Annotated in this window: 21 protein-coding genes; 13 read left to right on the forward strand and 8 right to left on the reverse strand. The window is 69.1% G+C overall.

Features of this window, described 5'->3' with window-relative positions; translation table 11 throughout:
• Window positions 1-19 precede the first annotated feature (19 nt).
• Window positions 20-526, reverse strand: a complete 507-nt coding sequence (locus ACTHNC_RS19075) for a nitroreductase family deazaflavin-dependent oxidoreductase (protein WP_440296212.1) — start codon at window positions 524-526, stop codon at window positions 20-22.
• 112 nt (window positions 527-638) lie between these two features.
• Between ACTHNC_RS19075 and ACTHNC_RS19080 the strand changes: the two genes are divergently transcribed.
• The 7 genes from ACTHNC_RS19080 (at window position 639) to ACTHNC_RS19110 (ending at window position 8978) form a co-directional block, all read left to right on the forward strand.
• Entirely contained in the window at window positions 639-1598 is a 960-nt protein-coding gene (locus ACTHNC_RS19080; protein ID WP_440296213.1) for an NAD-dependent epimerase/dehydratase family protein, read from the forward strand.
• Window positions 1595-2533, forward strand: coding sequence for an RNA polymerase sigma-70 factor (locus ACTHNC_RS19085; protein WP_440296214.1), 939 nt, complete (start codon window positions 1595-1597; stop codon window positions 2531-2533). Before ACTHNC_RS19080 ends, ACTHNC_RS19085 begins: the two co-directional genes overlap by 4 nt.
• 10 nt (window positions 2534-2543) lie before the next feature.
• Window positions 2544-3557, forward strand: a complete 1014-nt coding sequence (gene cofD / locus ACTHNC_RS19090; protein WP_440296215.1) for a 2-phospho-L-lactate transferase — start codon at window positions 2544-2546, stop codon at window positions 3555-3557.
• 43 nt (window positions 3558-3600) lie between these two features.
• On the forward strand, window positions 3601-4014 hold the full coding sequence (locus ACTHNC_RS19095) for a nitroreductase/quinone reductase family protein (protein WP_440296216.1): 414 nt from the start codon (window positions 3601-3603) through the stop codon (window positions 4012-4014).
• Window positions 4015-4153: 139 nt separating this feature from the next.
• Window positions 4154-6607: a 7,8-didemethyl-8-hydroxy-5-deazariboflavin synthase CofG gene (gene cofG / locus ACTHNC_RS19100; RefSeq protein WP_440296217.1), complete on the forward strand. Its 2454-nt coding sequence runs from the start codon at window positions 4154-4156 to the stop codon at window positions 6605-6607.
• Window positions 6604-8076 (forward strand): flavin-containing monooxygenase, encoded by a 1473-nt coding sequence (locus tag ACTHNC_RS19105; RefSeq protein WP_440296218.1) that lies wholly within the window; start codon window positions 6604-6606, stop codon window positions 8074-8076. Before cofG ends, ACTHNC_RS19105 begins: the two co-directional genes overlap by 4 nt.
• An 83-nt stretch (window positions 8077-8159) precedes the next feature.
• Window positions 8160-8978 (forward strand): LLM class F420-dependent oxidoreductase, encoded by an 819-nt coding sequence (locus tag ACTHNC_RS19110; RefSeq protein WP_440296219.1) that lies wholly within the window; start codon window positions 8160-8162, stop codon window positions 8976-8978.
• A gap of 55 nt (window positions 8979-9033) precedes the next feature.
• On the opposite strand, the gene ACTHNC_RS19115 is transcribed toward ACTHNC_RS19110, so the two are convergent.
• From ACTHNC_RS19115 to ACTHNC_RS19125, 3 genes are all read right to left on the reverse strand, one after another.
• Complete coding sequence (locus ACTHNC_RS19115) at window positions 9034-9939, reverse strand: aldo/keto reductase (protein WP_440296220.1); 906 nt, start codon at window positions 9937-9939, stop codon at window positions 9034-9036.
• 26 nt (window positions 9940-9965) lie between these two features.
• Complete coding sequence (gene cofE, locus ACTHNC_RS19120; protein ID WP_440296221.1) at window positions 9966-11450, reverse strand: coenzyme F420-0:L-glutamate ligase; 1485 nt, start codon at window positions 11448-11450, stop codon at window positions 9966-9968.
• Between the two features lie 100 nt (window positions 11451-11550).
• Window positions 11551-12558: a TIGR03557 family F420-dependent LLM class oxidoreductase gene (locus ACTHNC_RS19125; protein WP_440296222.1), complete on the reverse strand. Its 1008-nt coding sequence runs from the start codon at window positions 12556-12558 to the stop codon at window positions 11551-11553.
• A 145-nt stretch (window positions 12559-12703) separates the two neighbouring features.
• Here ACTHNC_RS19125 and ACTHNC_RS19130 point away from each other — a divergent pair, with 145 nt between their 5' ends.
• From ACTHNC_RS19130 to ACTHNC_RS19150, 5 genes are all read left to right on the forward strand, one after another.
• Window positions 12704-13852 carry an endo-1,4-beta-xylanase gene (locus ACTHNC_RS19130; protein WP_440296223.1) on the forward strand — a complete coding sequence of 383 codons (1149 nt, stop codon included), beginning with the start codon at window positions 12704-12706 and terminating at the stop codon, window positions 13850-13852.
• Window positions 13853-14123: 271 nt separating this feature from the next.
• Window positions 14124-15176: a fatty acid desaturase family protein gene (locus tag ACTHNC_RS19135; RefSeq protein ID WP_440296224.1), complete on the forward strand. Its 1053-nt coding sequence runs from the start codon at window positions 14124-14126 to the stop codon at window positions 15174-15176.
• A gap of 102 nt (window positions 15177-15278) precedes the next feature.
• Window positions 15279-15485, forward strand: coding sequence for a cold-shock protein (locus ACTHNC_RS19140; protein ID WP_440296225.1), 207 nt, complete (start codon window positions 15279-15281; stop codon window positions 15483-15485).
• Between the two features lie 91 nt (window positions 15486-15576).
• Window positions 15577-16431, forward strand: coding sequence for an LLM class F420-dependent oxidoreductase (locus tag ACTHNC_RS19145; protein WP_440296226.1), 855 nt, complete (start codon window positions 15577-15579; stop codon window positions 16429-16431).
• Between the two features lie 37 nt (window positions 16432-16468).
• Complete coding sequence (locus tag ACTHNC_RS19150; protein WP_440296227.1) at window positions 16469-16912, forward strand: nitroreductase family deazaflavin-dependent oxidoreductase; 444 nt, start codon at window positions 16469-16471, stop codon at window positions 16910-16912.
• On the opposite strand, the gene ACTHNC_RS19155 is transcribed toward ACTHNC_RS19150, so the two are convergent.
• Window positions 16901-17773 carry a LysR family transcriptional regulator ArgP gene (locus tag ACTHNC_RS19155; RefSeq protein ID WP_440296228.1) on the reverse strand — a complete coding sequence of 291 codons (873 nt, stop codon included), beginning with the start codon at window positions 17771-17773 and terminating at the stop codon, window positions 16901-16903. The genes ACTHNC_RS19150 and ACTHNC_RS19155 overlap by 12 nt on opposite strands.
• Window positions 17774-17892: 119 nt before the next feature.
• Here ACTHNC_RS19155 and ACTHNC_RS19160 point away from each other — a divergent pair, with 119 nt between their 5' ends.
• Window positions 17893-18537, forward strand: a complete 645-nt coding sequence (locus ACTHNC_RS19160) for a LysE/ArgO family amino acid transporter (protein ID WP_440296255.1) — start codon at window positions 17893-17895, stop codon at window positions 18535-18537.
• Between the two features lie 12 nt (window positions 18538-18549).
• Here the strand turns inward: ACTHNC_RS19160 and ACTHNC_RS19165 are convergent, their stop codons facing one another.
• The 3 genes from ACTHNC_RS19165 to ACTHNC_RS19175 form a co-directional block, all read right to left on the reverse strand.
• Window positions 18550-20793, reverse strand: coding sequence for an MMPL family transporter (locus tag ACTHNC_RS19165; RefSeq protein ID WP_440296229.1), 2244 nt, complete (start codon window positions 20791-20793; stop codon window positions 18550-18552).
• A gap of 173 nt (window positions 20794-20966) precedes the next feature.
• Window positions 20967-21620, reverse strand: coding sequence for an NAD(P)-dependent oxidoreductase (locus ACTHNC_RS19170; protein ID WP_440296230.1), 654 nt, complete (start codon window positions 21618-21620; stop codon window positions 20967-20969).
• A 170-nt stretch (window positions 21621-21790) separates the two neighbouring features.
• Complete coding sequence (locus ACTHNC_RS19175) at window positions 21791-22450, reverse strand: CG0192-related protein (protein WP_440296231.1); 660 nt, start codon at window positions 22448-22450, stop codon at window positions 21791-21793.
• Window positions 22451-22600 lie beyond the last annotated feature (150 nt).

Genomic DNA, 22600 nt, shown 5'->3' on the forward strand with positions numbered 1-22600 from the left:
CTCCGGCCCTGGCGCGAGTTCAGTCTTCGGTCGTGGGCGTGAGCCGGAAGATGCGCAGCACTCGCCCGCTCGCGCGCTCGTAACCGCGGTACCCCGGCCACTGACGCTGAATATAGGCCCAGACGTCCTCACGCTCGTCGTCGCCGATGAGTTGCGCCTTCACGGGGATCGGCCTGCCGTGCACCACGGCGACCGCGTCGGGATGCGCGATCAGGTTCGCTGTCCAGGCCGGATGCGCGTCGCGGGCGAAGTTGCTGCCGGTCACGAGCATCCGTCCGTTCGGTTCCGGGCAGTACATCAGCGTCGTCTCCCGTTCGAGGCCGCTCTTCGCACCCGTCGTGCGCAGCACCAGCGACGGCACGAGGAGGCCGCTCAACTGCACTCTGCCGCGGCTGATGAACGCCATTGCGCGCTCGAGCGGCGGCATGACGCTCGGCCCGACGGCTCGGAAGAACCGGGTTCGCGAGAACCACGCAACGGATGCCCGCACGACGCGAACCGGGGACGACGTGCGCGGCGATGGCATGCGTCGATTCTGGCGCAGCCGTCTCCTCCCTCGCCTCGCATGTCACAACCGGCGCCGCTGTCTCGTCTCAGAGCATGAGGCAGGCAGAGCGCCGGGCCGAGAAGGGTGGATCATGCGGATCTTCGTGGCAGGTGGAAGCGGTGTGCTGGGCACGCGGTTGGTTCCGCTGCTGGTGGCGCGGGGACACGAGGTGGTCGCCTCCACCACGAGTGCGTCGAAGCTCGAGCTAGTGCAGAAGCTGGGCGCCGAGGGCGTCGTCATGGCCGGTCTCGATGCCGATGCCGTGCGAAAGGCGATCGTCGCCGCACGGCCCGATGCGATCGCACACGAGATGACCGCGATCTCGTTCGCGCACGCGGGCAAGCCGGACATCAAGCATCCCGACCGGTGGTTCGCCGGCACGAACCGGCTTCGCACGGAGGGCACGGACAATCTGCTCGCCGCAGCTCGGGCCGCCGGCGTGACCCGCATCGTGGCGCAGGGTTACGCGAGCTGGAACGGCGACCCGGCCGGTCCGCCCGTGCAGAGCGAGGAGACGACGCTGAACCTCATGCCGGGGACCGCGTCCGAGGCGGGACTGCGGGCGCTGCAGCACGTGGAGAACCGGGTTCTGGATGCCGGCGGCGCGGTGCTGCGCTACGGCGCGCTCTACGGGCCGGGCGCGACGGACGATCAGGTCGAGCTGATCCGCAAGCGGCAGTACCCGCTGGTCGGCGACGGCGGTGGTCACAGTTCCTGGATCCACCTCGACGACGCGGCGAGCGCCACCGCGCTCGCGATCGAGCGGGGCGTGGACGGCGTGTTCAATGTCGTGGACGATGAGCCGGCGCCCGCGCGCGACTGGCTGCCGTACCTGGCGGAGTGTGCCGGCGCCAAGCCGCCGATGCGGGTGCCGGTGTGGCTGGCGCGACTGCTCGCCGGGGACCAGGCTGTGGTCATGATGACCGAGGGCAGGGCGTTCTCGAACGCGAAGGCTAAGCGCGAGCTGGGCTGGGAGCTGAAGTACCCGTCGTGGCGGCAGGGATTCCGCGCCGAGCTCGCGTCGTCGAGTCTCGCGAAAGCTTCGCGGTGACCTCGGACGACCGCGTTCAGCAGTTCGAGTCGCTGCGTCCCCTGCTGTTCTCGATCGCGTACCGGCTACTGGGGAGCGTCTCGGAAGCGGAGGACGCCGTGCAGGAGACGTGGGTGAGGTTCCAGGCATCCGATGCGCGCCCGGACTCCGTGAAGGCGTACCTGTCGACCGTTGTGACCCGGCTGTGCCTCGACGAACTGCGCTCGGCGCGGGTTCAGCGAGAGTCGTACGTCGGCCCGTGGTTCCCGGAGCCGCTGCTGAGCGATCCGTACGAGGATCCGGAGCGGGCGGCGGAGCTCGCCGACTCGCTGTCGACCGCGGCCCTTCTGCTGCTCGAGAGGCTCAGTCCGCTGGAGCGTGCCGTGTTCGTGCTGCGCGAGGTGTTCGGCTTCGGCTTCGCCGAGGTCGCGTCGGCGGTCGGCCGTTCCGAGGCCGCCTGCCGTCAGGCGGCGGTGCGAGCCAGAGCGCACATGGATGCCGGTCGTCGCCGCTTCGAGACCGATCGCGTCGCCCGTGACGCCCTCGCCGACCGGTTCTTCGATGCGCTGCGCGACGGTGACGTCGACTCGCTGCGCGAGCTGCTCACCGCCGACGTGCAGCTCGTCAGCGACAGCGGAGGGAAGGCACCGAACTGGGGCCGCGGCATGTTCGGTGACGACAACGTGGCCAGGGCGCTGGTCGCCATCCATGAGGCTTTCCGCGGCATCGGAGGCGTCGTGGAACGGCGCGAGCTCAACGGCGGCCCTGGCGCGGTCTTCCGCGACCGGGAGGGCCGGGTGCTCAACACGTGGAGCCTTGACGTGCTCGGCGGCAGGGTGCAGGCGATCCGCACCGTGCTGAACCCGGACAAGCTCGGCCACGTAGGCGAGGTGGCGGATGCCTGGGCCGTCGTGCACGAGGCGATGGCGGCTCGGCGCACGCAGCAGCCTGATTGACTTGGGTTCCATGACCGATCTGCAGCGCGTGACCGTTCTGGCCGGCGGCGTGGGAGGCGCCCGCTTCACCCGCGGGCTCCTCGCCCACCTGAAGGATGCCTACCCCGACGGGGACGGCGGCTCGACCGTGGCCGTCACCGTCGTGGTGAACACCGGCGACGACATGACGCTGAACGGGCTGCGGGTGTGCCCCGATCTCGACACCGTGATGTACACCCTGGGCGGAGGCATCAGCGAGGAGCAGGGCTGGGGACGCGACGACGAGACGCGGCGGGTCTCCGGCGAGATCGCCGCATACGGCAAGGGCTGGGACTGGTTCACACTCGGCGACCTGGACCTCGGAACGCACATCGTCCGCACCGAGCTGCTCCGCGACGGCGCGACGCTCAGCGAGGCGACCGAGTACCTGTGCAGACGATGGCGGCCGCAGGCCCGCCTGCTGCCGATGAGCGACACCCCCGTGGAGACGCACGTGCGGCTGGGCGAGGCGGCTGACGAGCATCCGTCTGGCTCGCTCATCCACTTCGAGGAGTGGTGGGTGCGGTATCGGGCCGGCGTCCCGGCCACGGGGTTCGTGCAGGCCGGGCTCGAGTCGGCGACCGCCGCACCAGGGGTGATCGAGGCGATCGGCGACGCCGACGTCGTCATCCTGCCGCCGTCGAACCCCGTCGTGTCGGTCGGGACCATCCTGAACGTGCCCGGCGTGCGGGACGCGGTGCGCGAGACATCCGCCCGCGTCGTGGGTGTGTCGCCGATCATCGGCGGCGCCGCGGTGCGCGGCATGGCGAATGCCTGCCTCACCGTGATCGGCGTCGAGACCTCCGCCGAGGCGGTCGGCCTGCACTACGGCGCGCGCCGCTCCGGCGGTCTGCTCGACGGCTGGCTGGTCGACGAGGTGGATGCGGATGCCGTGCCGGCACTGGAGTCCGCCGGCCTCGCCGCCCGCGCCGTACCGCTGTGGATGCGGGACGTTGCGACGACCTCGCGGATGGCCGCAGCGGCGCTCGACCTCGCCATGAGCTGACACACCGGCCCCAGGGCGGGGCAGGGTCCCTACGATCGGCTGCATGGCAGACCCCAACGACTACAACCAGCCGATCATCGACGAGTTCCGCGCCAACGGCGGCACCGTCACTCATTTCGGACGCGGCCTCGTGCTGCTGCACCACACCGGCGCGAAGAGCGGCGTCGAGCGTGTCACACCGGTCGCCGCGTGGCGAACGGCGCCGGATGCCTGGCTGATCGCCGCATCCAAGGCCGGCGCCCCGGACAACCCCGCCTGGTACCACAATCTGCTCGCGCACCCCGATCTGACGATCGAGACGCCCGACGACGGCGAGGTGCAGGTGCACGCCACCGGGCTGACCGGCGATGAGCGGGACAGCGCATGGCAGGAGTTCACGAGCCACTACCCCGGATTCCTCGACTACGAGAAGAAGACGGACCGCGTGATCCCCGTGGTACGGCTCACCCGACGCTGAGCGCGGTCGTAACCGGGGCGGTGCGAGTAGGCTCGCCACGAATCAGCTGTATGGCCTTGGCTTTGGGCCGCATCTCTCTTTTCCCTTGTTCCTGTCAGCCGATCGGCTCCCACGACGGCTATGCATGCAGAGGATGTCCGTGGCCGCGCAGCAGCTGACCGTTACCGATGTCTCCTCCCGCGGCCGCGCATCCACGAGTGCCTCCCTGGCCACCTCGTCGATGCCGCAGGAGGACGGCTCGGCCGCGGCGCGTCCGTCGCAGGAACGCATGGCGCAGGCGCTGGATCGCGCGCGCGAAGCAGCGGAGGCCAGCATCGCACCCGCACACGACGACGCCGAGACACTGTTGTTCGCTCGCGGCACCGACCTCGACAACCTGCTCGACATCGCGTCCCGCCTTCGCGACGAGGGACTCGAGCGAGCAGGCCGAGCGGGTGTGATCACGTACTCCCGCAAGGTGTTCATCCCGCTGACGCACCTGTGCCAGGACCGGTGCCACTACTGCATCTTCGTGCAGACTCCGGGCAAGCTCGCCAAGGCGGGGATCTCGCCGTTCCTCTCCGAAGAGGAAGTGCTGGAGATCGCCAGGCAGGGCGCCGCGATGGGCTGCAAGGAGGCACTGTTCACGCTCGGCGACCGGCCGGAGAATCGCTGGCAGGTCGCCCGCGAGTGGCTCACCGAGCACGGGTACGCGTCGACGCTCGAGTACATGCGGGCGATGGCGATCCGGGTGCTCGAGGAGACCGGGCTGCTCCCCCACCTCAATCCGGGCGTGATGAGCTGGGCCGAGCTGCAGCGGTTGAAGCCCGTCGCACCCTCGATGGGCATGATGCTGGAGACCACGTCGGTGCGGCTGTGGGCGGAGAAGGGGCAGGCGCACTTCGGTTCGCCCGACAAGGATCCTGCGGTGCGGATGCGCGTCATCGACGACGCTGGGCGCTCCCAGATCCCGTTCACCACGGGTGTGCTCCTCGGCATCGGCGAGACCGTGCGCGACCGCGTCGACGCGACGTTCGCGCTGAGGGACTCGCACGCCAGGTGGGGGCACGTGCAGGAGGTGATCGTTCAGAACTTCCGGGCGAAGGATGCCACCGCCATGATGCACCGTCCCGACCTCGCGGCCGACGAGTACGCGGCCGCAGTCGCCGTCACCAAGCTCGTGCTCGGACCGGATGCCCGCGTGCAGGCACCCCCGAACCTCACCGACCACGACGAGTTGGCTCTGCTGATCCGCGCGGGCATCGACGACTGGGGAGGCGTCAGTCCGCTCACGCCGGATCACGTCAATCCGGAGCGGCCCTGGCCGCAGATCGACGAACTCGCCCGACTCACCGCCCTCGCCGGCTACGCGCTGCACGAGCGGCTCACGGCGCACCCGCACTTCGTGCGCCAGGGCGAGCCGTGGATCGACCCGGCCGTGCTCCCGCACCTGCGGGCGCTCGCAGACGACTACGGCCTCGCGGACGAGGCGGCACCGGTGGTCGGCCGCCCCTGGCGCCCCCAGCCGGAGCCCGCGGAGCCGACTGCGGGGGGCGGAGCTGGCCTCGGCGCCTTGCTCGAGGCGGCCCGGCGCGATCCGGCTGGGCTCGACGACGAGGACTACGTCGCGCTGCTGGCCGCGGACGGCGACGAGCTCGAGGCGCTGGCCGCTGTCGCGAACGGTGTGCGGCGCGAGCGCGTCGGCGACGAGATCACCTACGTCGTCAATCGCAACGTCGACGCGTCACTGCTCGACAGGACGCGTCCTGAGGGCACGCTCACGCTCGACCTGGTCACGGCGCTGGCGGACGAGGCCGCGGAGCTCGGGGCCACGGAGGTCTGCGTGCAGGGGCTGGTCTCCGACGAACTGCCGGCATCAGCGTATCCGGACCTGATCAGGGCGATCCATGCTCACCAGCCGCAGCTGCACGTGCACGCCTACCGCCCGGTCGAGCTGCTCGACGGGGCGGCGCGGTTCCATATGCGGTTGCCGGATTATCTCCGGATGCTTCGCGACGCTGGCGTGGGAACGGTGCCCGGCACGGGCGCGCGCATTCTCGACGACCGCATTCGGGCGATCCTCTCCGGCGGCAGCGAGCTGCCGGTCGCCGAGTGGATCTCGACGGTTGAGGCGGCACATCGAGCCGGGCTGCGCTCGACCGCGACGATGGTCTACGGACACATCGAGACGGCGACCGACCAGGTGGCGCACCTACGGATGCTCGCCGAACTTCAACGACGCACCGGCGGCTTCACGGAGTTCATCGCGATGCCGTTCGTGCCGCAGGACTCGCCCGTCGCGGTCGCGGGTGCGCGCCCGGGGCCGACGCTCCGGGAGTCGCGAGCGGTCCACGCCGTCGCCAGGCTCATGCTCGCCGGAACGATCGACCATCTGCAGGCGGCGTGGACGAAGCTCGGCTTCCACGGCACGCGCCTGGTGCTGCGCGGTGGCGTCGACGACTTGGGCGGCGTGCTGATCGACGGCGAGGTCGCGCCGTGGGCCGGCCCCGAGCAGGGCCGCGTGCTGACCGTGACGGACATGCGGCGCATCGCCGACGAGGTGGCACGTCCGCTGGTGCAGCGCACGACGACGTACGAGCGGGTCGGCGGATGACGGTCGAGGTCGACGTCGCGATCGTCGGTGCCGGGTTCGCCGGGTTGGGTCTCGGCATCCGGTTGAAGCGCCGCGCCGCAGACGAGCGCACGGCTGAGTCGTTCGTGATCCTCGAGCGTGCCGACGACGTCGGCGGTACCTGGCGTGACAACGTGTACCCGGGCGTGGCATGCGACATCCCCTCGCACCTGTACTCCTACTCGTTCCGCACGAAGCCGGACTGGTCGCACGTGTACCCGAGCGGCGCCGAGCTGCAGGAGTACCTGCGCGAGTGCGCACGCGAGGAGGGCCTGCTCCCCCACCTACGGTTCGGCGAGCCCGTCACGGATGCCCGCTGGCTGGCGAACGACGAGCGCTGGCTCGTCACCACACCCGTCGCCCAGTACCGCGCGCGCGTTCTGGTGAGCGCGGTGGGCAGGCTGAGCGAGCCGCGCATCCCTTCGATCGACGGTCTCGGCGGATTCCGCGGCCCCGTCATGCACACCGCGGCCTGGGACGACACGTTGCCGCTCGCGGACGCCCGGGTCGGGCTGGTCGGCACCGGCGCGTCGGCGGTGCAGCTGCTGCCGGAGCTTGCGCGTTGTGCCCGCCACGTCACGGTGTTCCAACGAAGCGCACCCTACGTGGTGCCACGCGGAGATCGCGCGTACTCTGCGGCCGAGCTCGACGAGCTGACGGATGCCGCCGCCCGCCAACGCCTGCGCGAACAGATCTTCTGGGACGCCGAGACGGCGTTCCCGCAGCGACTCGGCGTGCCGGAGGCCATCGGTGAGCTTCGTGATCGGGCGCGCACGCACCGCGAAACGCAGGTGCCGGACCCGGTGCTGCGCGCTGCACTGACCCCCGACTACGAGATCGGCTGCAAGCGCGTGCTGCTCTCCGACGACTTCTACCCCGCGTTGCAGCGTCCGAACGTGACGCTCGAGGCATCCGCTCTCAAGCGCATGGATGTCTCCACCGCCGTCGCCGAATCCGGCGCACGCCACGAGGTGGACGTACTCGTCTTCGCGACCGGATTCCACGCAACGCGCCCGCCGTTCGCCGACCTCGTGGCCGGGCGGGACGGCATCCGGCTCGCCGACCACTGGTCGGACGGCATGCGCGCCTACGCCTCCACCGTGGTGCACGGCTTCCCGAACCTGTTCGTGCTCGACGGGCCGAACGCCAGCCTCGGCCACAACTCGGCCGTCTACATGATCGAGGCGCAGCTGGACTACGTGCTCGGTGCGCTCGACCACCTCGGAGCGTCCGGCGATCCGCTCGAGATCCCACTCGACGCCGAGGATGCCTACGTCGCCGCGATCGATGCCGCCGCCCGCGACACGGTCTGGCTGAGCGGCTGCACGAGCTGGTACGTCGACGAGCGCAGCGGCCGCCTCGCCCTGCTGTGGCCCGGATACGCGCACACGTTCCGCGAGCGAAACGGCACGTTCGACCCCGCCGTCTACCGCGTTCCGGTCGCGAGCTGACCCCACGCTGCGGGGCGCGCTCGCTAACGTCGAGACATCCGATCCGCGAGCGCCCCCGTGCTCGCTCGAACACCAGGAGAACCGTGCCCAGTCAGGACGCCCCCGTTCGCATCGGCGTGCAGCTGCAACCGCAGCACGCCGAGTACCCGACCCTGCGCGACACCCTGCTGCGCCTCGAAGATCTCGGCGTCGACATCGCCTTCAACTGGGATCACTTCTACCCGCTCTCCGGCGAGCGGGACGGGCTGCACTTCGAGGGATGGACCATGCTCGCCGCCTGGGCGGAGCAGACCGAACGCGTCGAGATCGGCCCGCTCGTCACGTGCAACAGCTACCGCAATCCGGACCTGCTGGCCGACATGGCCCGCACCGTCGACCACATCAGCGCGAAGCCCGCGCCGGACGGGACGCCCGGAACCGGTCGGCTCATCTTCGGCATCGGCTCCGGCTGGTTCCGGCGCGACTACGACGAGTACGGCTATGAGTTCGGCACGGCAGGCTCGCGTCTGGACGCCCTCGCCGAAGCCATGCCGCGCATCAAGCGGCGCTGGCAGAAGCTTAATCCGGCGCCGACCCGCGACATCCCTGTGCTGATCGGCGGTGGCGGCGAGCGCAAGACCCTGCGCATCGTCGCCGAGCACGCGGATATCTGGCACAGCTTCTCCGATTCCGACACGCTGCGCCACAAACTCGGCGTGCTGGACGGCTGGTGCGAGACCGTCGGTCGCGACCGCGACGAGATCACGATCTCGGTGGAACCCAGCCGCACGGCATCCCGCTCAGAGCTCGACGAATTCCACTCGCTCGGCGCACGCCTCTACACGCTCTCCATCAGTGCCCCGCACTACGACTGGGACAGCGTGCACCGCCTGCTCCAGTGGCGCGACGCCGTGAACGGCTGAGATGCCCGTTCTCTGTGCGGCGGATGACGCCAGCCTGCGCGCACAGACTCGCGAGTCAGTTCGGCCCACGACCGCGCGCGAGGCGATCCAGGTCCTCCGTCGTGAGGCGGATGGCTGCGGCCGCGACGTTCTGCTCGAGGTGACTCATGTCGCCCGTGCCGGGAATGGCGAGAACGTTGGCTCCTTGGTGGAGGGTCCAGGCGAGTCGAATCTGCGACGCCGTCGCGCCGTGTTCGTTCGCGATCTCGGTCACGATCGGATCCGTCTCGTGAGGCCGCCCGCTCTCCCCTCCTGTACCGGCCAACGCGAAGTACGGCACGAAAGCGATGCCTCGGCGCGTCGTCTCCGCGAGCACGCCCAGGGTCTCAGGGCTCTGCTGATCCAGACCGAAGCGGTTCTGCACGCTGACCACCTGCGCAATGCCGAGGGCTTCGACCAGCTGTGCGGTCGAGACGTTCGAGACGCCGAGCTCACCGATCAAACCCTCGGTCCTCAGGTCCGCGAGAGCCTCGAAATGTTCCCCGATCGCGCCGGAGCCGAAGACTCGCAGGTAGACGAGGTCGAGCCGGTCTCTGCCGAGCTGACGCAAGTTCTCCTCGACCTGTCCGCGCAACTGCTCCGGTCGGGCCGGCTCGATCCATTCGCCCGAGGCGTTTCGCGCCGGGCCGACCTTGGTCGCAATGACGAGATCGTCGTCGTGGTCGGGGAACGCCGCGTTGATCAACTCGTTGGCGGAGCGGAGCGGCGAGAAGTAGAACGCGGCTGTGTCGTAGTGAGTGACGCCGAGCTCGCGCGCGCGACGCAGAACGGCGATGGATTCCGCGCGGTCGCGGCTCGGCCCCGCTCTGAACGGCGAAGCCGAAGCCAGTCGCATCGCCCCGAAGCCCATGCGACTCACGCACAGGCTCCCGAGCCGCGAGGTACCGCCCGCTTCCCGCATCCGGCCGTCATCCGCTGCCACTACGTCTCCTCACCACGCCGCCGCCATCATCGGATTCCTCGCATGGTATCGATCGGCCGAGTGGGCCCCGGCCTCTCAACGACGAGATCGCGGGTCGCCTCGCCCAGGCGGTCACGAGTCTCGTTCAGGGCCGACGCGTCGTCGACGTCGAGGCGCAGCGTGGAGCCCGCCGGAACGGCCAGCTCGCGGAAACCCGCCTCTGCATGACGGAGGCGGGAGTCGGCTCCGAAACGGGCGGAGACCGCGGCCCCCGGTGCCGCCGTGACCGCGGTGGTGCCGGTCCCGTCGTGGTCGGGCACGAACGCATACGGATGCCCGCCCTTCGCCGCATCCACCGCGAGCCGCAACGCGTCGTCGAGGTCATCGGCCAGAAGGGCCGGAAGGTCGCCGACCAGCACGGCGACGAACGATCCCGGCCAGCTCTCATGTGCGGCCGAGACTCCGGCCGCGACCGCCCCATTGAGGCCCATGCCAGGGTCCGGGACGACGGAATCGACCAGGTCGCCGAGCACGTCGCCCAGTCCCGCTTCCGCCGTGACGACGAGTACCCGGTCCACGGAACGCGCGCACCGAACGGCACGAAGAGTATCGGTCAGGAATGCGAGCGACAGTTGCCTCCTGTCGATCCCTGCCGCGTCCGCGAACCGGGATTTCGCGCTGTCTCCTCCCTTGAACGGGATGACGACCGTCCACCGCGGCTCCGCTCCCGCCGCGAGAGCGAGACCGGCCGCCAGGCCGCGCCGGTATCCCTCGGCGAGCCCCTCGTCGGTGCCCAACCGGAACATGTCGCCCTGACCGGTACGGGTCAATGAGCGACCCGTCGTGAACGGCGCTTCGTCATCCGTCACCAGGCGGGAGGCTCCGCGCACGACCGCAATCGGGCATCCGCTCGCCTTGCCCTTCACGAGGTCGCCGAGCGCCGCCAGCTCGTCGCCGACCGCCGGCTGCGTCACGGCGAGCGGCTTGCCCGAGGCATCCGTCTGGCCGCGAAGGTCGTCGACGACGCGCACCCCCGCAGCACCGATGGCGACATCCGTCTGACCGATGCGCCAGGTGCGGCCCAGGGTGTCGCTGACGATCACGCCGAGCTGCACGCCGAAGCGCGCGCTCCAGGCGTCGCGCAGGGCGCCTGCAGAGGCATCCGGATCCTCGGGCAGCAGCAGCACGACGCCGTCGGGGGCGTTGCTCGCGTCCACTCCCGCCGCGGCGCCCACGACGCCCTGCCTGTTCTCGACGATGCGGGTGAGTCCGCCGTCGTAGGCGCGTGTGGCGACGACGCGGACCGTCTCCGCACTGATGGCGTCCTCGCGGTCCGCGGCCGAGATGACACGGCCCTCGGCCTTGGAGACGACCTTGCTCGTCACGACGAGGACGTCGCCTGGCCGGAGGGTGTGTTCCGGATGCTCGTGGGCATCCGCTTCGAGAGCGTCACCGACCAACGCGGCGAGGTCGTCGCCCGGCACCACCTCGCGGATGCCCGGAACAGCCCACGCGCTGATCGTTGCGTTCATAGCGGATCGACTCGTGTCGCGAACCGACCGCCGAGACGGCGGTCGGCGCTGGCGTCGCGGCGGAGGCCAGAAATGGCCTCCGCTCCTAGCTCCAGCGCGCTCATCGGTGGAGCCCCGGCAGCACATCGCGCCCGAAGACCTCGATCCACTCCCGCTGGTTGCGGCCGACGTTGTGCAGGTAGACCCGGTCGAAACCGAGGTCGACGTACTTCTGGATCGCCGCGCGGTGCACGTCGGGGTCGCTGGAGATGACCATGCGTCCCTCGAAGTCCTCAGGGCGAACGAGCTTGGCGATCTGCTCGAACTCGAACGGCGAGCGGATGTCGGCCTTCGGGAACTTCATGCCGCCGTTCGGCCACTGAAGCATCGCGTTCGCCAGCGCCTCCTCGTCGGTCGGAGCCCAGCTGAGGTGCAGCTGCAGCACGCGGGGAGCGTTCTCCGGGTTCTTGCCGGCGTCTCGCTGCCCTTCGTCGAACTTCGCGAACAGCCCGCTGATCTTCTCCAGCGGCGCACCGACCGTGATGAGGCCGTCGACGCTCTGACCGGCACGCTTCGCCGTCACCGGGCCGGCCGTCGCGATCAGGATCTCCGGCGCCTGTTCCGGCATGGTCCACAGCCGCGTCGACTCGAGCTTGAAGAACTGCCCGGAGTGTTTCGCATCCCTGCCGGCCAGCGATGCCGAGAACAGCTTCTTGATGATGTCGATCGCCTCGAACATGCGGTTGATGCGCTCAGGCGCCTCCGGCCAGTAGCCGCCCACGATGTGCTCGTTGAGCGCTTCGCCGGAGCCGAGCCCGAGCCAGTGCCGCCCCGGATACATCGCGGCGAGCGTCGCGGATGCCTGCGCCACGATCGCGGGATGGAACCGAAAGCTCGGCGTCGTGACACCCGGCCCGAGGTCGCCCTTTGTGCGCTCGCCGATGGCCGTGAGCACGTTCCAGACGAAGGATGCCTGCCCTTGAGTCGGCACCCAGGGCTGGAAGTGATCGGCGGCCATCACCCCCGAGAATCCGTGCTGTTCGGCGTGCGCGCTCAGTTCGACGACCTCCATCGGGGCGAACTGCTCGAGCATCGCGGCGTATCCGACTTGGAGTTCTCGCGTGGCCATGGGCTCCATTCTGCCGACCGTGCCCCGCGGGCGGGAATGTCCCCTTTACAAGGGCCACGACCGGCAATTAGTCTTCCAACGCTACAAATGTATCGAAAGGCTTTCGATACCGATCAGCACTCATCGCACAAAGGAGTAGCGAACCGTGAGAATCACCCGCGCACAGATGGTCGCCTCGACGATCGCCGCCACCGCGACGCTCGCCCTCATCCCCGGCATCGCGCTGGCCCAGCCGAGCCATCCGCTGCCCGCTCCACCCGGCCCCGTCGCCCACCCGACGCATCCGGTCACACCCGGTTCGGGCATCCCCGCCGACTCACTGCGTGCACTGGGTGCCAAGGTGGGCCTGCGGATCGGGACCGCCGTGAACGCCGACGAACTGGCATCCGATTCCACCTACGACTCGATCACGGCCCAGCAGTTCTCCACTGTCACGGCGGAGAACGTCATGAAGTGGGACACGATCGAACCCACCCAGGGTCAGTACAACTTCGGTCCTGCCGACCAGCTGGTCGCTTTCGCCGAGGCGCACGGGCAGCTGGTGCGCGGCCACAACCTCGTCTGGCAGAACCAGCAGCCCGCGTGGTTCACCGCCGAGGCCGCATCGCTGACGCCCGACCAGGTGAAGACCATCCTCAAGCAGCACATCATCAGCGAGGTCTCGCACTTCAAGGGCAAGATCTGGCAGTGGGATGTCGTCAACGAGCCCTTCAACGAAGACGGCACGTTCACGAACAACATCTGGTACCAGAAGCTCGGCGCCGACTACATCGCGGATGCCTTCACGTGGGCCCACGAGGCGGATCCGAAGGCGAAGCTCTTCCTCAACGACTACAACCTCGAGTACACCGGCACCAAGAGCAACGCGGCCCTGGCGTTTGTGAAGCAGCTCAAGGCCGAGGGCGTGCCGATCGACGGCGTGGGATTCGAGACGCACCTGGACACGCAGTACGGGCAGCCCGACCTGCTGAACAATCTGCAGCGGTTCGCGGCAGCCGACTTCGACGTCGCGATCACCGAGGCGGACGTGCGCACCACGCTGCCGGTCACCGCGGTCGAGCAGTCCGCACAGAACGCGGACTACTCGCTGTCGCTGCAGGCGTGCCTGCAGGTCTCGCGCTGCATCTCCTACACGGTCTGGGGCTTCGACGACCAGTTCTCCTGGGTGCCGGACACCTTCACCGGTGAGGGCGCAGCCGACATCTACAACGACTTCCAGCCGAAGCCGCAGTACTACACGCTGCAGCAGGACCTGGAGCTGGCCACGGGATCCGCACCGCGCGTGAGGCGCTGAACTCGATTCGCTGGACGAGCGGTGCGAGCCGAAGCATCTGAACCTCGGCTCGCGCCGCTCGTCGGTGAACATGGCGGACGGATTGCCAGCCTCCTGACGGTTTCGGGCATACGTTCAGCGGTAGCCTCGGAGGCAGCGATCGGCGTTTTGCCCTTGGCATAGGACCGGCTCGGAAGGGCCGACCATCGGACAGGCAAAGATCATCGCCGCATCATCCACATCCCTTGCACTTCCCGAAGGACGTCTCGGCGCGGTCCGCGCGACAACCCGCATGAGCGGCACCCGCACCGACCTGACCGCCTCGTACACCGCAGTGTCGCGGGCCGTGAAGTCCAAGGATCTTCTGCGCCGTGCCGGCGGTTTCTACCTCCTGGTCGCCATCGGTCTCTTACTGGCCACGGTTGCAGACGTGGCAGGCATGGTCCTCCTCGGCCACAGCTGGTTTCAGCTCATCCTCGCCGGCGTTCTCGGCCTGATCTTCACCCAGTTCGCGTTCCTCTCGCACGAGGCCGCCCATCGGCAGATTCTGAAGTCCGGCCCCGCCAATGACCGACTTGGGCGCTACATCGGAACGTTCGTCGTCGGGATGAGCTACGCCTGGTGGATGAACAAGCACACCCGCCACCACGCCAACCCGAATCAGGTGGGGAAAGACCCCGACATCGCCGTCGACACCATCTCGTTCCTCGAGGAAGACGCCGCGAAGCGCACTGGCTTCATGGCTCTGCTCACCCGCCGCCAGGGCTACCTGTTCTTCCCGCTGCTCACCCTTGAGGGTGTGAACCTGCACCTGACGTCCATGCGTCACCTCTTCGGACGTGGTCAGGTGAAGCGACGCAAGACCGAGATCACCCTGCTGGCGGTGCGGTTCGCGATCTACCTCGGGCTGCTGTTCGTGTTCCTTCCTCCAGGCATGGCCGCAGCCTTCCTCGGTGTGCAGCTCGCGGTGTTCGGCGTCTACATGGGGGCATCCTTCGCGCCGAACCACAAGGGCATGCCGATCATCCCCGCCGACGTCAAGCTGGACTTCTTCTCCAAGCAGGTGCTCACCTCCCGCAACATTCGCGGTGGATGGTGGGCGACCATGCTCTTCGGCGGCCTCAACTACCAGGTGGAGCACCACCTGTTCCCGAGCATGGCGCGGCCCCACCTCGCCCAGGCACGTCTGATCGTGCGCGAACACTGCGCGGCGTCCGACGTGGCATACACCGAGACCTCGCTGGCGAGGTCGTACGCGATCGTCATCGCCTACCTCAACCGGGTCGGCCTGCAGGCTCGAGATCCCTTCGCCTGCCCGGTCGTCGCCCAGTACCGTGGGGTGTAGTGCGCGGCGCCCAGCGCATCAAGAACGTCGGCAGCGACATCGCCGCCGCACGGGGGAGCGCAAACTCGCGGTCCTCGAACACGAATAAAAGGAATACGACGCATGGCCACCGGCACCGTCAAATGGTTCAACTCTGACAAGGGCTACGGCTTCATCGCCCCCGACGACGGCTCGGCCGACGTCTTCGCCCACCACTCCGCCATTCAGGGAACGGGCTACCGCAACCTGGAAGAGAACCAGAAGGTGGAGTACGACGTGGAGCAGGGTGCCAAGGGCCCCCAGGCCACGAACATCCGCAGCGCGCAGTAGCAGCACCTGCACACGAGCGCGGGTCGGCGGGGATCGCTCCCCCGGACCCGCGCTTCTGTGTGTCCGAGGCCGTAACGATAACGTTCAACGCATGGACATCGGATTCCACATCGCCGACTTCACCTGGGACGTACCGCCGGAGCAGCTGGGGACGACCTTCGCCCGCGCAGCACAGGAGGCGGAGGCCGCCGGCATCAAGCGCATCACCGTGATGGACCACTTCTGGCAGATCCCCAACATCGGGACCCCGGAGAAGCCGATGCTCGAGGGCTACACGGCGTTGGGCTTCCTCGCCGCTCACACCTCCAGCGTGCTGCTGCACACCCTCGTGGCCGGCGTGATCTACCGCGAGCCGGCCATCCTCGCCAAGCAGATCTCCACGCTCGACGTGCTCTCCGGAGGCCGTGCCGGGCTCGGCATCGGCGCCGGCTGGAACGAGGAGGAGTCGCGCGGGCTGGGCATCCCGTTCCCACCCACGAAGGAGCGGTTCGAGCGGCTGGAGGAGGCGATCCAGATCTGCCTGCAGATGTGGAGCGACGACGAGGGCCCGTACGACGGCGAGCACTACCATCTGGGCCGCACGCTCAACTCGCCGCAGCCCTTGAGCCGGCCGCGACCGTACCTCATGATCGGCGGCGTCGGCGAGAAGAAGACGCTCCGATTCGTGGCCAGATACGCGGATGCCTGCAACATCTTCGGCTCCCCCGATGCCGCCCACAAGCTCGACGTGCTGCGCCAGTGGTGCGACGTCGAGAACCGCGACTACGACACGGTCGAGAAGACCACCACGACGGCGTTCACGCCGGGAGCGGATCTCGATGAGTTCGTCGGCCGGCTCGACGGACTCCGCGAGCTGGGGTTCACCACCGCCTACGTCTCGGCACGCGTGCCCGACCCGCTGCACGCGGTCGAGTTCCTTGGCCGAGTAGCAGAACGGGTCGCATGACGCGCGCGCGAAGCGGGCGCACGAGAAGGAGCAGAGTATGCCGCTGACAGGGGAATGGGAACCGGGCACGTCCGACTGGGCGCGCAAGCAGGTCGAGGAGTTCGAGGCATCCGACGGGGCGAAGGCGAACACGCTGCGTGGCGTGCCGATCGTCGTGGTGACCTCGGTGGGCGCGAAGTCGGGAAAGCTGCGCAAGAATCCGGTGATGCGCGTCGAGCACGACGGGGAGTACGCGGTGGTCGCGTCGAAGGGCGGCGCCGACCAGCATCCGACCTGGTATTACAACCTCAAGCAGAATCCGAACGTCGAGCTGCAGGACGGCCCGGAGCGCCACGACTACATCGCGCACGTGGCCGAGGGCGCCGAGCGGGATGCCTGGTGGGAGCGCGCGGTCGCGGTCTGGCCCGACTACGCGAACTACCAGAAGAAGACCGACCGGCAGATCCCGGTGTTCGTGCTGACGCCCGTCTCAGCGGCCTGACCGAAGCACCGCAGCGCCGGCGAGGATCGCCTCGCGCACGCGGTCGAGCGCGGGGCTGCGCAGGTTCCACTGCTGCCAGTAGAGCGGCACGTCGATGCCGTGCTCGTCGAGCACGATCACGTCGTCGCCCGCCTGTGGCTGCTGCACCATGGGGATCATGCCCCAGCCGAACCCGAGCCGCACCGCGGCGACGAAATCGGCGGATGCCGGCACCTGATTCCTCGGCGGCGTCGCCTCGTCGACCCGGTGCTTCCGAAGGTAACGGTGCTGCAGGTCGTCCTTGCGGTCGAAGTCCACGTACGGCGCCTCTCGAAGCGCGGCGGCCGTGACGCCGTGCGGGAACCAGCGGGCGGCGAACTCGCGCTCGGCCGTCGGCACGTAGCGCATCACGCCGAGCGGTTCGACCGTGCAGCCCTGAACGGGTGCCGAGTCGGCCGTGATCGCCGCCATGACCGTGCCGTCGCGCAGGTATGACACGGTGTAGTCCTGGTCTTCGCGGTGGAACTCGAAGTCCAGGCCATCGAGGCCTGCGAGCGCGGGCAGCACCCACGTCGCCAGCGAGTCCGCGTTCACACCGAGCGGAATCAACCGTCGGCTTCCCTCCTCGCCCGCGAGGTCAAGCGCCAGCGCACCGGCGAGCGCATCCAGCTGCCGCGCGACGCGGAGCGCTGCAGCGCCGGACTCGGTGACGGCGACCGGTTTCGAGCGCACCAGCAGCACGCGGCCGAGGGATGCCTCCAGCGCGCGGATGCGCTGGCTCACGGCCGACGGCGTGATGTGCAGGGCGCGGGCGGCGGCATCCAGCGTGCCGTGAGTCACGGCGGCGTCGAGAGCACGCAGCTGCGCGAGGTCCAGGTCCATCGACAGCAATGCTAATGCTCCATAAGAAAGCGTAGCTTCACTTCATGCAGCAACGACCGTATGGTCGTTCGGTGTCCACCTCTCTCGCGCTCGCATCCGTGACGTTCGCAGTGCAGGCCGTGCACCAGGGCCCGGCCGGCGCGGCGCTCGGCACGGTGTTCGCCGGGCTGGGGTTCAGCCTCTCCCTGATCGTGGCGATCGGCGCGCAGAACGCATTCGTGCTGCGTCAGGGGCTGCGTCGCGAGCACGTGCTGCCGATCGTGATCGTGTGCGCCGGCAGCGACGCCGTGCTGATCACGGCGGGGATCGCCGGCATCGGGGCGCTCGTGCTCGCCGCCCCGTGGGCGATCGCGATCGTGCGCTGGGTGGGTGTGGCGGTCCTCGTGCTGTACGGGGCGCTCGCGGCGAAGCGGGCGTTCCGTCCGGGCGAGCTGGATCCAGCTTCGGGGTCGGGCCCCGCCGGGCTCTGGGCGGTGCTCGGTGCATGCTTCGCGTTCACGTGGCTCAACCCGCACGTCTACCTCGACACCGTCGTGCTGATGGGCACGGTGGGCAACGGCTACGGTGCGAACCGCTGGTGGTTCGCGCTCGGCGCCGCGCTCGCGAGCGCGATCTGGTTCACGGCGCTCGGTTTCGGCGCTCGCCTGCTCGGGCCGCTCTTCCGCTCCCCCGTCGCATGGCGGGTTCTCGACGTGCTCATCGCGATCACGATGTTCGTCATCGCCGTCACGATCGCGCTGGAGGCTCTTCACGACGGTGTTTGATGAGGCGTCCGTTCAGCTCTCGGCGATGCCGATCCTCGCGTGCAGACGCTTCATCCAGCGCGGTGCCCACCACATGATGCGCTCCTGCCACGTCATGAACGCGGGCACGAGCAGGCAGCGCACCAGTGTCGCGTCGATGAACACGGCGAAGGCGAGGGCGACGCCGAGCTGCTTGATGATGATGAGGTCGCCGGTCGCGAACCCGGCGAAAACCACGATGATGATGAGCGCGGCTGAGGTGATGATGCGCCCGGAGCGCTGCAGTCCGAGCGCGATCGCCTCGCGGCCCGGCAGGCCGGCATCCACCCGTTCCTTGATGCGGGAGAGGATGAACATCTCGTAGTCCATCGCCAGGCCGAAGCCGAACGCCAGCGCGAGAAGCAGCACGATCACGTCGACGCCGTACACGCGATCGGCGTCGAAGCCGAGGATGCCCGCGAACGCGCCGTCTTGGAAGCCCCAGACGAGAAGTCCGAGCGACGCCCCGAGCGAGAGCGCACTGGCCACCAGCGCCTTCAGAGGGATCACGAGCGATCCGGTCATCAGGAACAGCAGCGCGATCGTGCCGGCCGCGACGATGAGGATCGCCCACGGTGCCCCGCGTGCCAGCGAATCGGCGAGGTCCACGGTTCCGGCGTCGATTCCGGTGACCCAGTGCGCGAACGGCGGCGGGTCGGCACGGATGCTCCGCACCACCTCGATTCCGTCGCGCGGGTTCACCTCGACGCGGGCGGTCCACGACTCACCCGACTTCTGCGGCTGCTGCACGGACGCGACGTGCGGGAGCTTCGACACGTCGCGGGTCCAGTCCACGAGGTGCTCGCGGGTCGTGGTGACGAGCTGCACTCGGGCGGGTGCGGCATCCGGGAACTCGTCGGTGAGCGTGGTCTCGAACGTGTACTGACTGGAGGCTCGCGGCACAGCATCGATGCTCGTGTTCGCCAGGGTCAGCGCGACGACGGGACTGCCGAGCAGCAGGAGCACGACGACGCAGCCGAGCGTGACGAGCGCCGGATGCCTCTGCACGCGGCGGGTGAGCCGGGAGAAGAAGCCCTCCTCGGGTGCGACATCGCCGAACCGCGTGATGTACCGGCCGAGCCAGGGCAGCCGGGTGAGCGCTCCGGGCCTCAGCAGCTTCTGCCCCGTGAGGCCGATGATCGCCGGGATGAGAGTGGTCGCCGACAGCATGGCGATCACGGTGACGGCGATCGCCGCGATGCCTACCGCGTGCACGAAGGTCGGCTCGAAGACGAGCAGCCCGAGGCTGGCGATCGCGAACGTCGTGCCGGAGAACAGCACGGTGCGTCCGGCGTGGTCGAGCGCCGATGCGACCGCGGCGAGCCTCGTCGCGGGGTCGCGGGCGTCCGCTCCTGCCGCGACGGATGCCCGGTACTCCTCCCTGAAGCGACTCACCACGAGCAGCCCGTAGTCGATCGAGAGGCCGAGGCCGACGGCCGTGACGACGTTGATCACGGTGTTCGCGACGTCGGTCACGTACGTGAACCCGAGCAGCACCCCGAGGGAGACGACGATGGACGCGCCCGCACCGATCAGCGGGAGCCCTGCGGCGATGAACCCGCCGAACACGATGAGCATGACGACGAGCGCGATCGGCAGCGCGACGGTCTCGCCGCGGCGCAGGTCGCTCTCGCTGATCGACATCAGCGAGTCGGTGAGCAACTGGGTGCTGCCGACCGCGGCCGTCGTGCCCTGGTGAGCCGCGCGCAGGTCGTGGGCTGCGGCATCCATCAGGCGCTGCGCGTCGTCGACGGCGGTTTGCGACGCCGAGTGACCGCCGACCCCGGCGACCGTCGCCGTGATCAGGATGCCCCTGCCGTCTTTCGCCACCAGCGGCGCGACCTGCGGGTTATGGACGCCTCCTGGCACGGCGAGCGGGTCGACGACGGTCGTATGCGGCAATGCTGCAAGATCGCGGGCGAGCGTCGTGGTGCGAGTGACGACCTCCGGATCGGACGGGTCGACGCCGTGGATCAGCAGCGTGACGCTCTTGCCGGAGCTCGATGCGAGGCGGTCCGCGCCGGCCGAGCTCTCGCCGTGCACGCTCGGAACCGAGCCGGCGAGTCGATCGAACAGGGTCTGCCCGCCGATGCCGCCGAGCGCCGTGGCCGCCGCAGCGGCGACGACCACGAACCAGCACGCGAGGGTGACCAACGGATGCCGCGCGGCCGACGCGCCGAGCCGTCCGATCGGTCCGACGCGAACCCGTGCGGCGTGACGACGCGTTGCTTGCCTCAACGGCCCTCCCGGTGTGCGTCGCGATCTCGACGGCGAGCGCAGCACAGTTTAGGACCGACCGCGCCGCCACCCGCGATTCAGGTCGCGGAATCTGCCCTTATGGCGGGCTCATAACGGCAATCTGTGCGACGTGAATCGGTTCGTCGATTCGGCAGCAGCGACGGGTGACCGGCTCAGTGGCCGACGGTGAACCGGCGGTTCTCGTGCTTCGGGTCGGCCAGCTCGTCGACGAACGCGAGCGCGAAATCGGGGCCGGAGATCTCGGAGCTGCCGTCGTCCTTGGTGACAAGCAGGTCTCCGCCCGTGCGATAGCGGCCTGTCGCCTCGCCGGGAGCGTAGCTGCCGTACAGGGCGGCCGGGCTCACGTAGAACCAGCTGAGGCCCTCGCCGTTCGGGTGGTTCTGCGCCAGCCACTCCAGCACCTTGACGTGCGTTGTCGCCTCCGGCTTCCACTCGTCGTGGAACTCCGGCGTGTCGTACAGGCGAGGGCCGCCCTCGGCGACGAACGAGCTGCCCGCGCCGCCCACGACACCGAGTCGTGCGCCCGCGTTGGCTGCGGCATCCGCGATCGTCGGAAGGTGCGGCAGCAGCACGCTCGTCCCGTCGTCCGTGGTCGCGTGCACGGCGACAATGAGCGCGTCCTGGCCCGCGGTCAGCTCGGCCAACACCTGCGGGTCGGCGTACGACCCGGTCAGGTACTCGACTCCGTCGAGCGGATGCTCCGGCGCGTTGCGCGAGAGCGACCGCACCTCCCAACCGCGCGACAGCGCCTCACGCGCAATGTTGCCTCCGGTGTAGCCGGTGCCTCCGATGATGGCGATGTTCATGCCCGCTCCTTCTTCTCGTGGGATGCCCGCCTGCTGCCGACCGCATCGGCACTCGATGCGAACGCATGCGGGGTCGTTCAGCCGAACAGCGCGCTCCGTACGCTGATTCCCGTCCTGGGCGAGAAGTCGTCATGTGACGCGCGGGCCACGCCGCGCCACTCACGCGATGCTCAACCGCTGACCACGGCGAGCAGCGCGCCGGTCACGCCGGCCCAGTCACCCAGCAGCAGGCCGTCGCCGTCCTGCGGCCGCCCGGCATCCTGCGCCCCGAGGTCGCGCACCAGCCGCACCCGCACGTCGCCGGCGCCGACGCACGTCGAGGCTGCGTCGCTCTCGCGCGCCAGCGACGTCGGGTCCGTGGGCGTCGCCGGCACCGAGGCATCCGGATGCCCGCTCCCCCGCACCTGCGCGTCGCCGGGCTTCACCGTGCGCTCGCCGTTCTCCTCGTAGAACTGCTCGACCTCGCGGTCTCCGGTCACGATCGTGCGCACCAGCTCGGCGACGTACACCGGATCCCCCGTTGCGTCGTAGACCCAGCGCGTGCCGAGTACGCTGTGCTCCGTGTTGCCGATGAACGCGGCCTCTCCACCCGACAACGGCGCCTCACGGTATGTCAGCGGCACCTGGAGCGTCACCGCACGGGTCGTCGTCGGAACGCGCACCATGAGGGTCTCGATGCCGACCTTGCCCGCCGGATCGTCGAAGCGATACGCGGCGACGCGTTCGAGCTCCTTGGTGGCGCCGTCCGGCCAGAAGGACTGCGACGGAAGCCAGGCGGCCAGGAGCTCGAGCTTCGACGGAACGAGTTCTGCGTGATGGATGAGCGCCATGCGCCCACCCTGGCACAGCACGTCGATGGGTGTTGGCTGTTCGCGCTTCGCGCTCAACGACTCAATCGGCTCGGCGATGAGAGCAAGCTCTCATCGCTCTCGCCTCAATCGTCTGTTCTCGCCTCGCGCTCAACAGACTCAATCGGCTCG

Source organism: Humibacter sp., assembly GCF_051954055.1.
Classification (GTDB): Bacteria; Actinomycetota; Actinomycetes; order Actinomycetales; family Microbacteriaceae; genus Humibacter.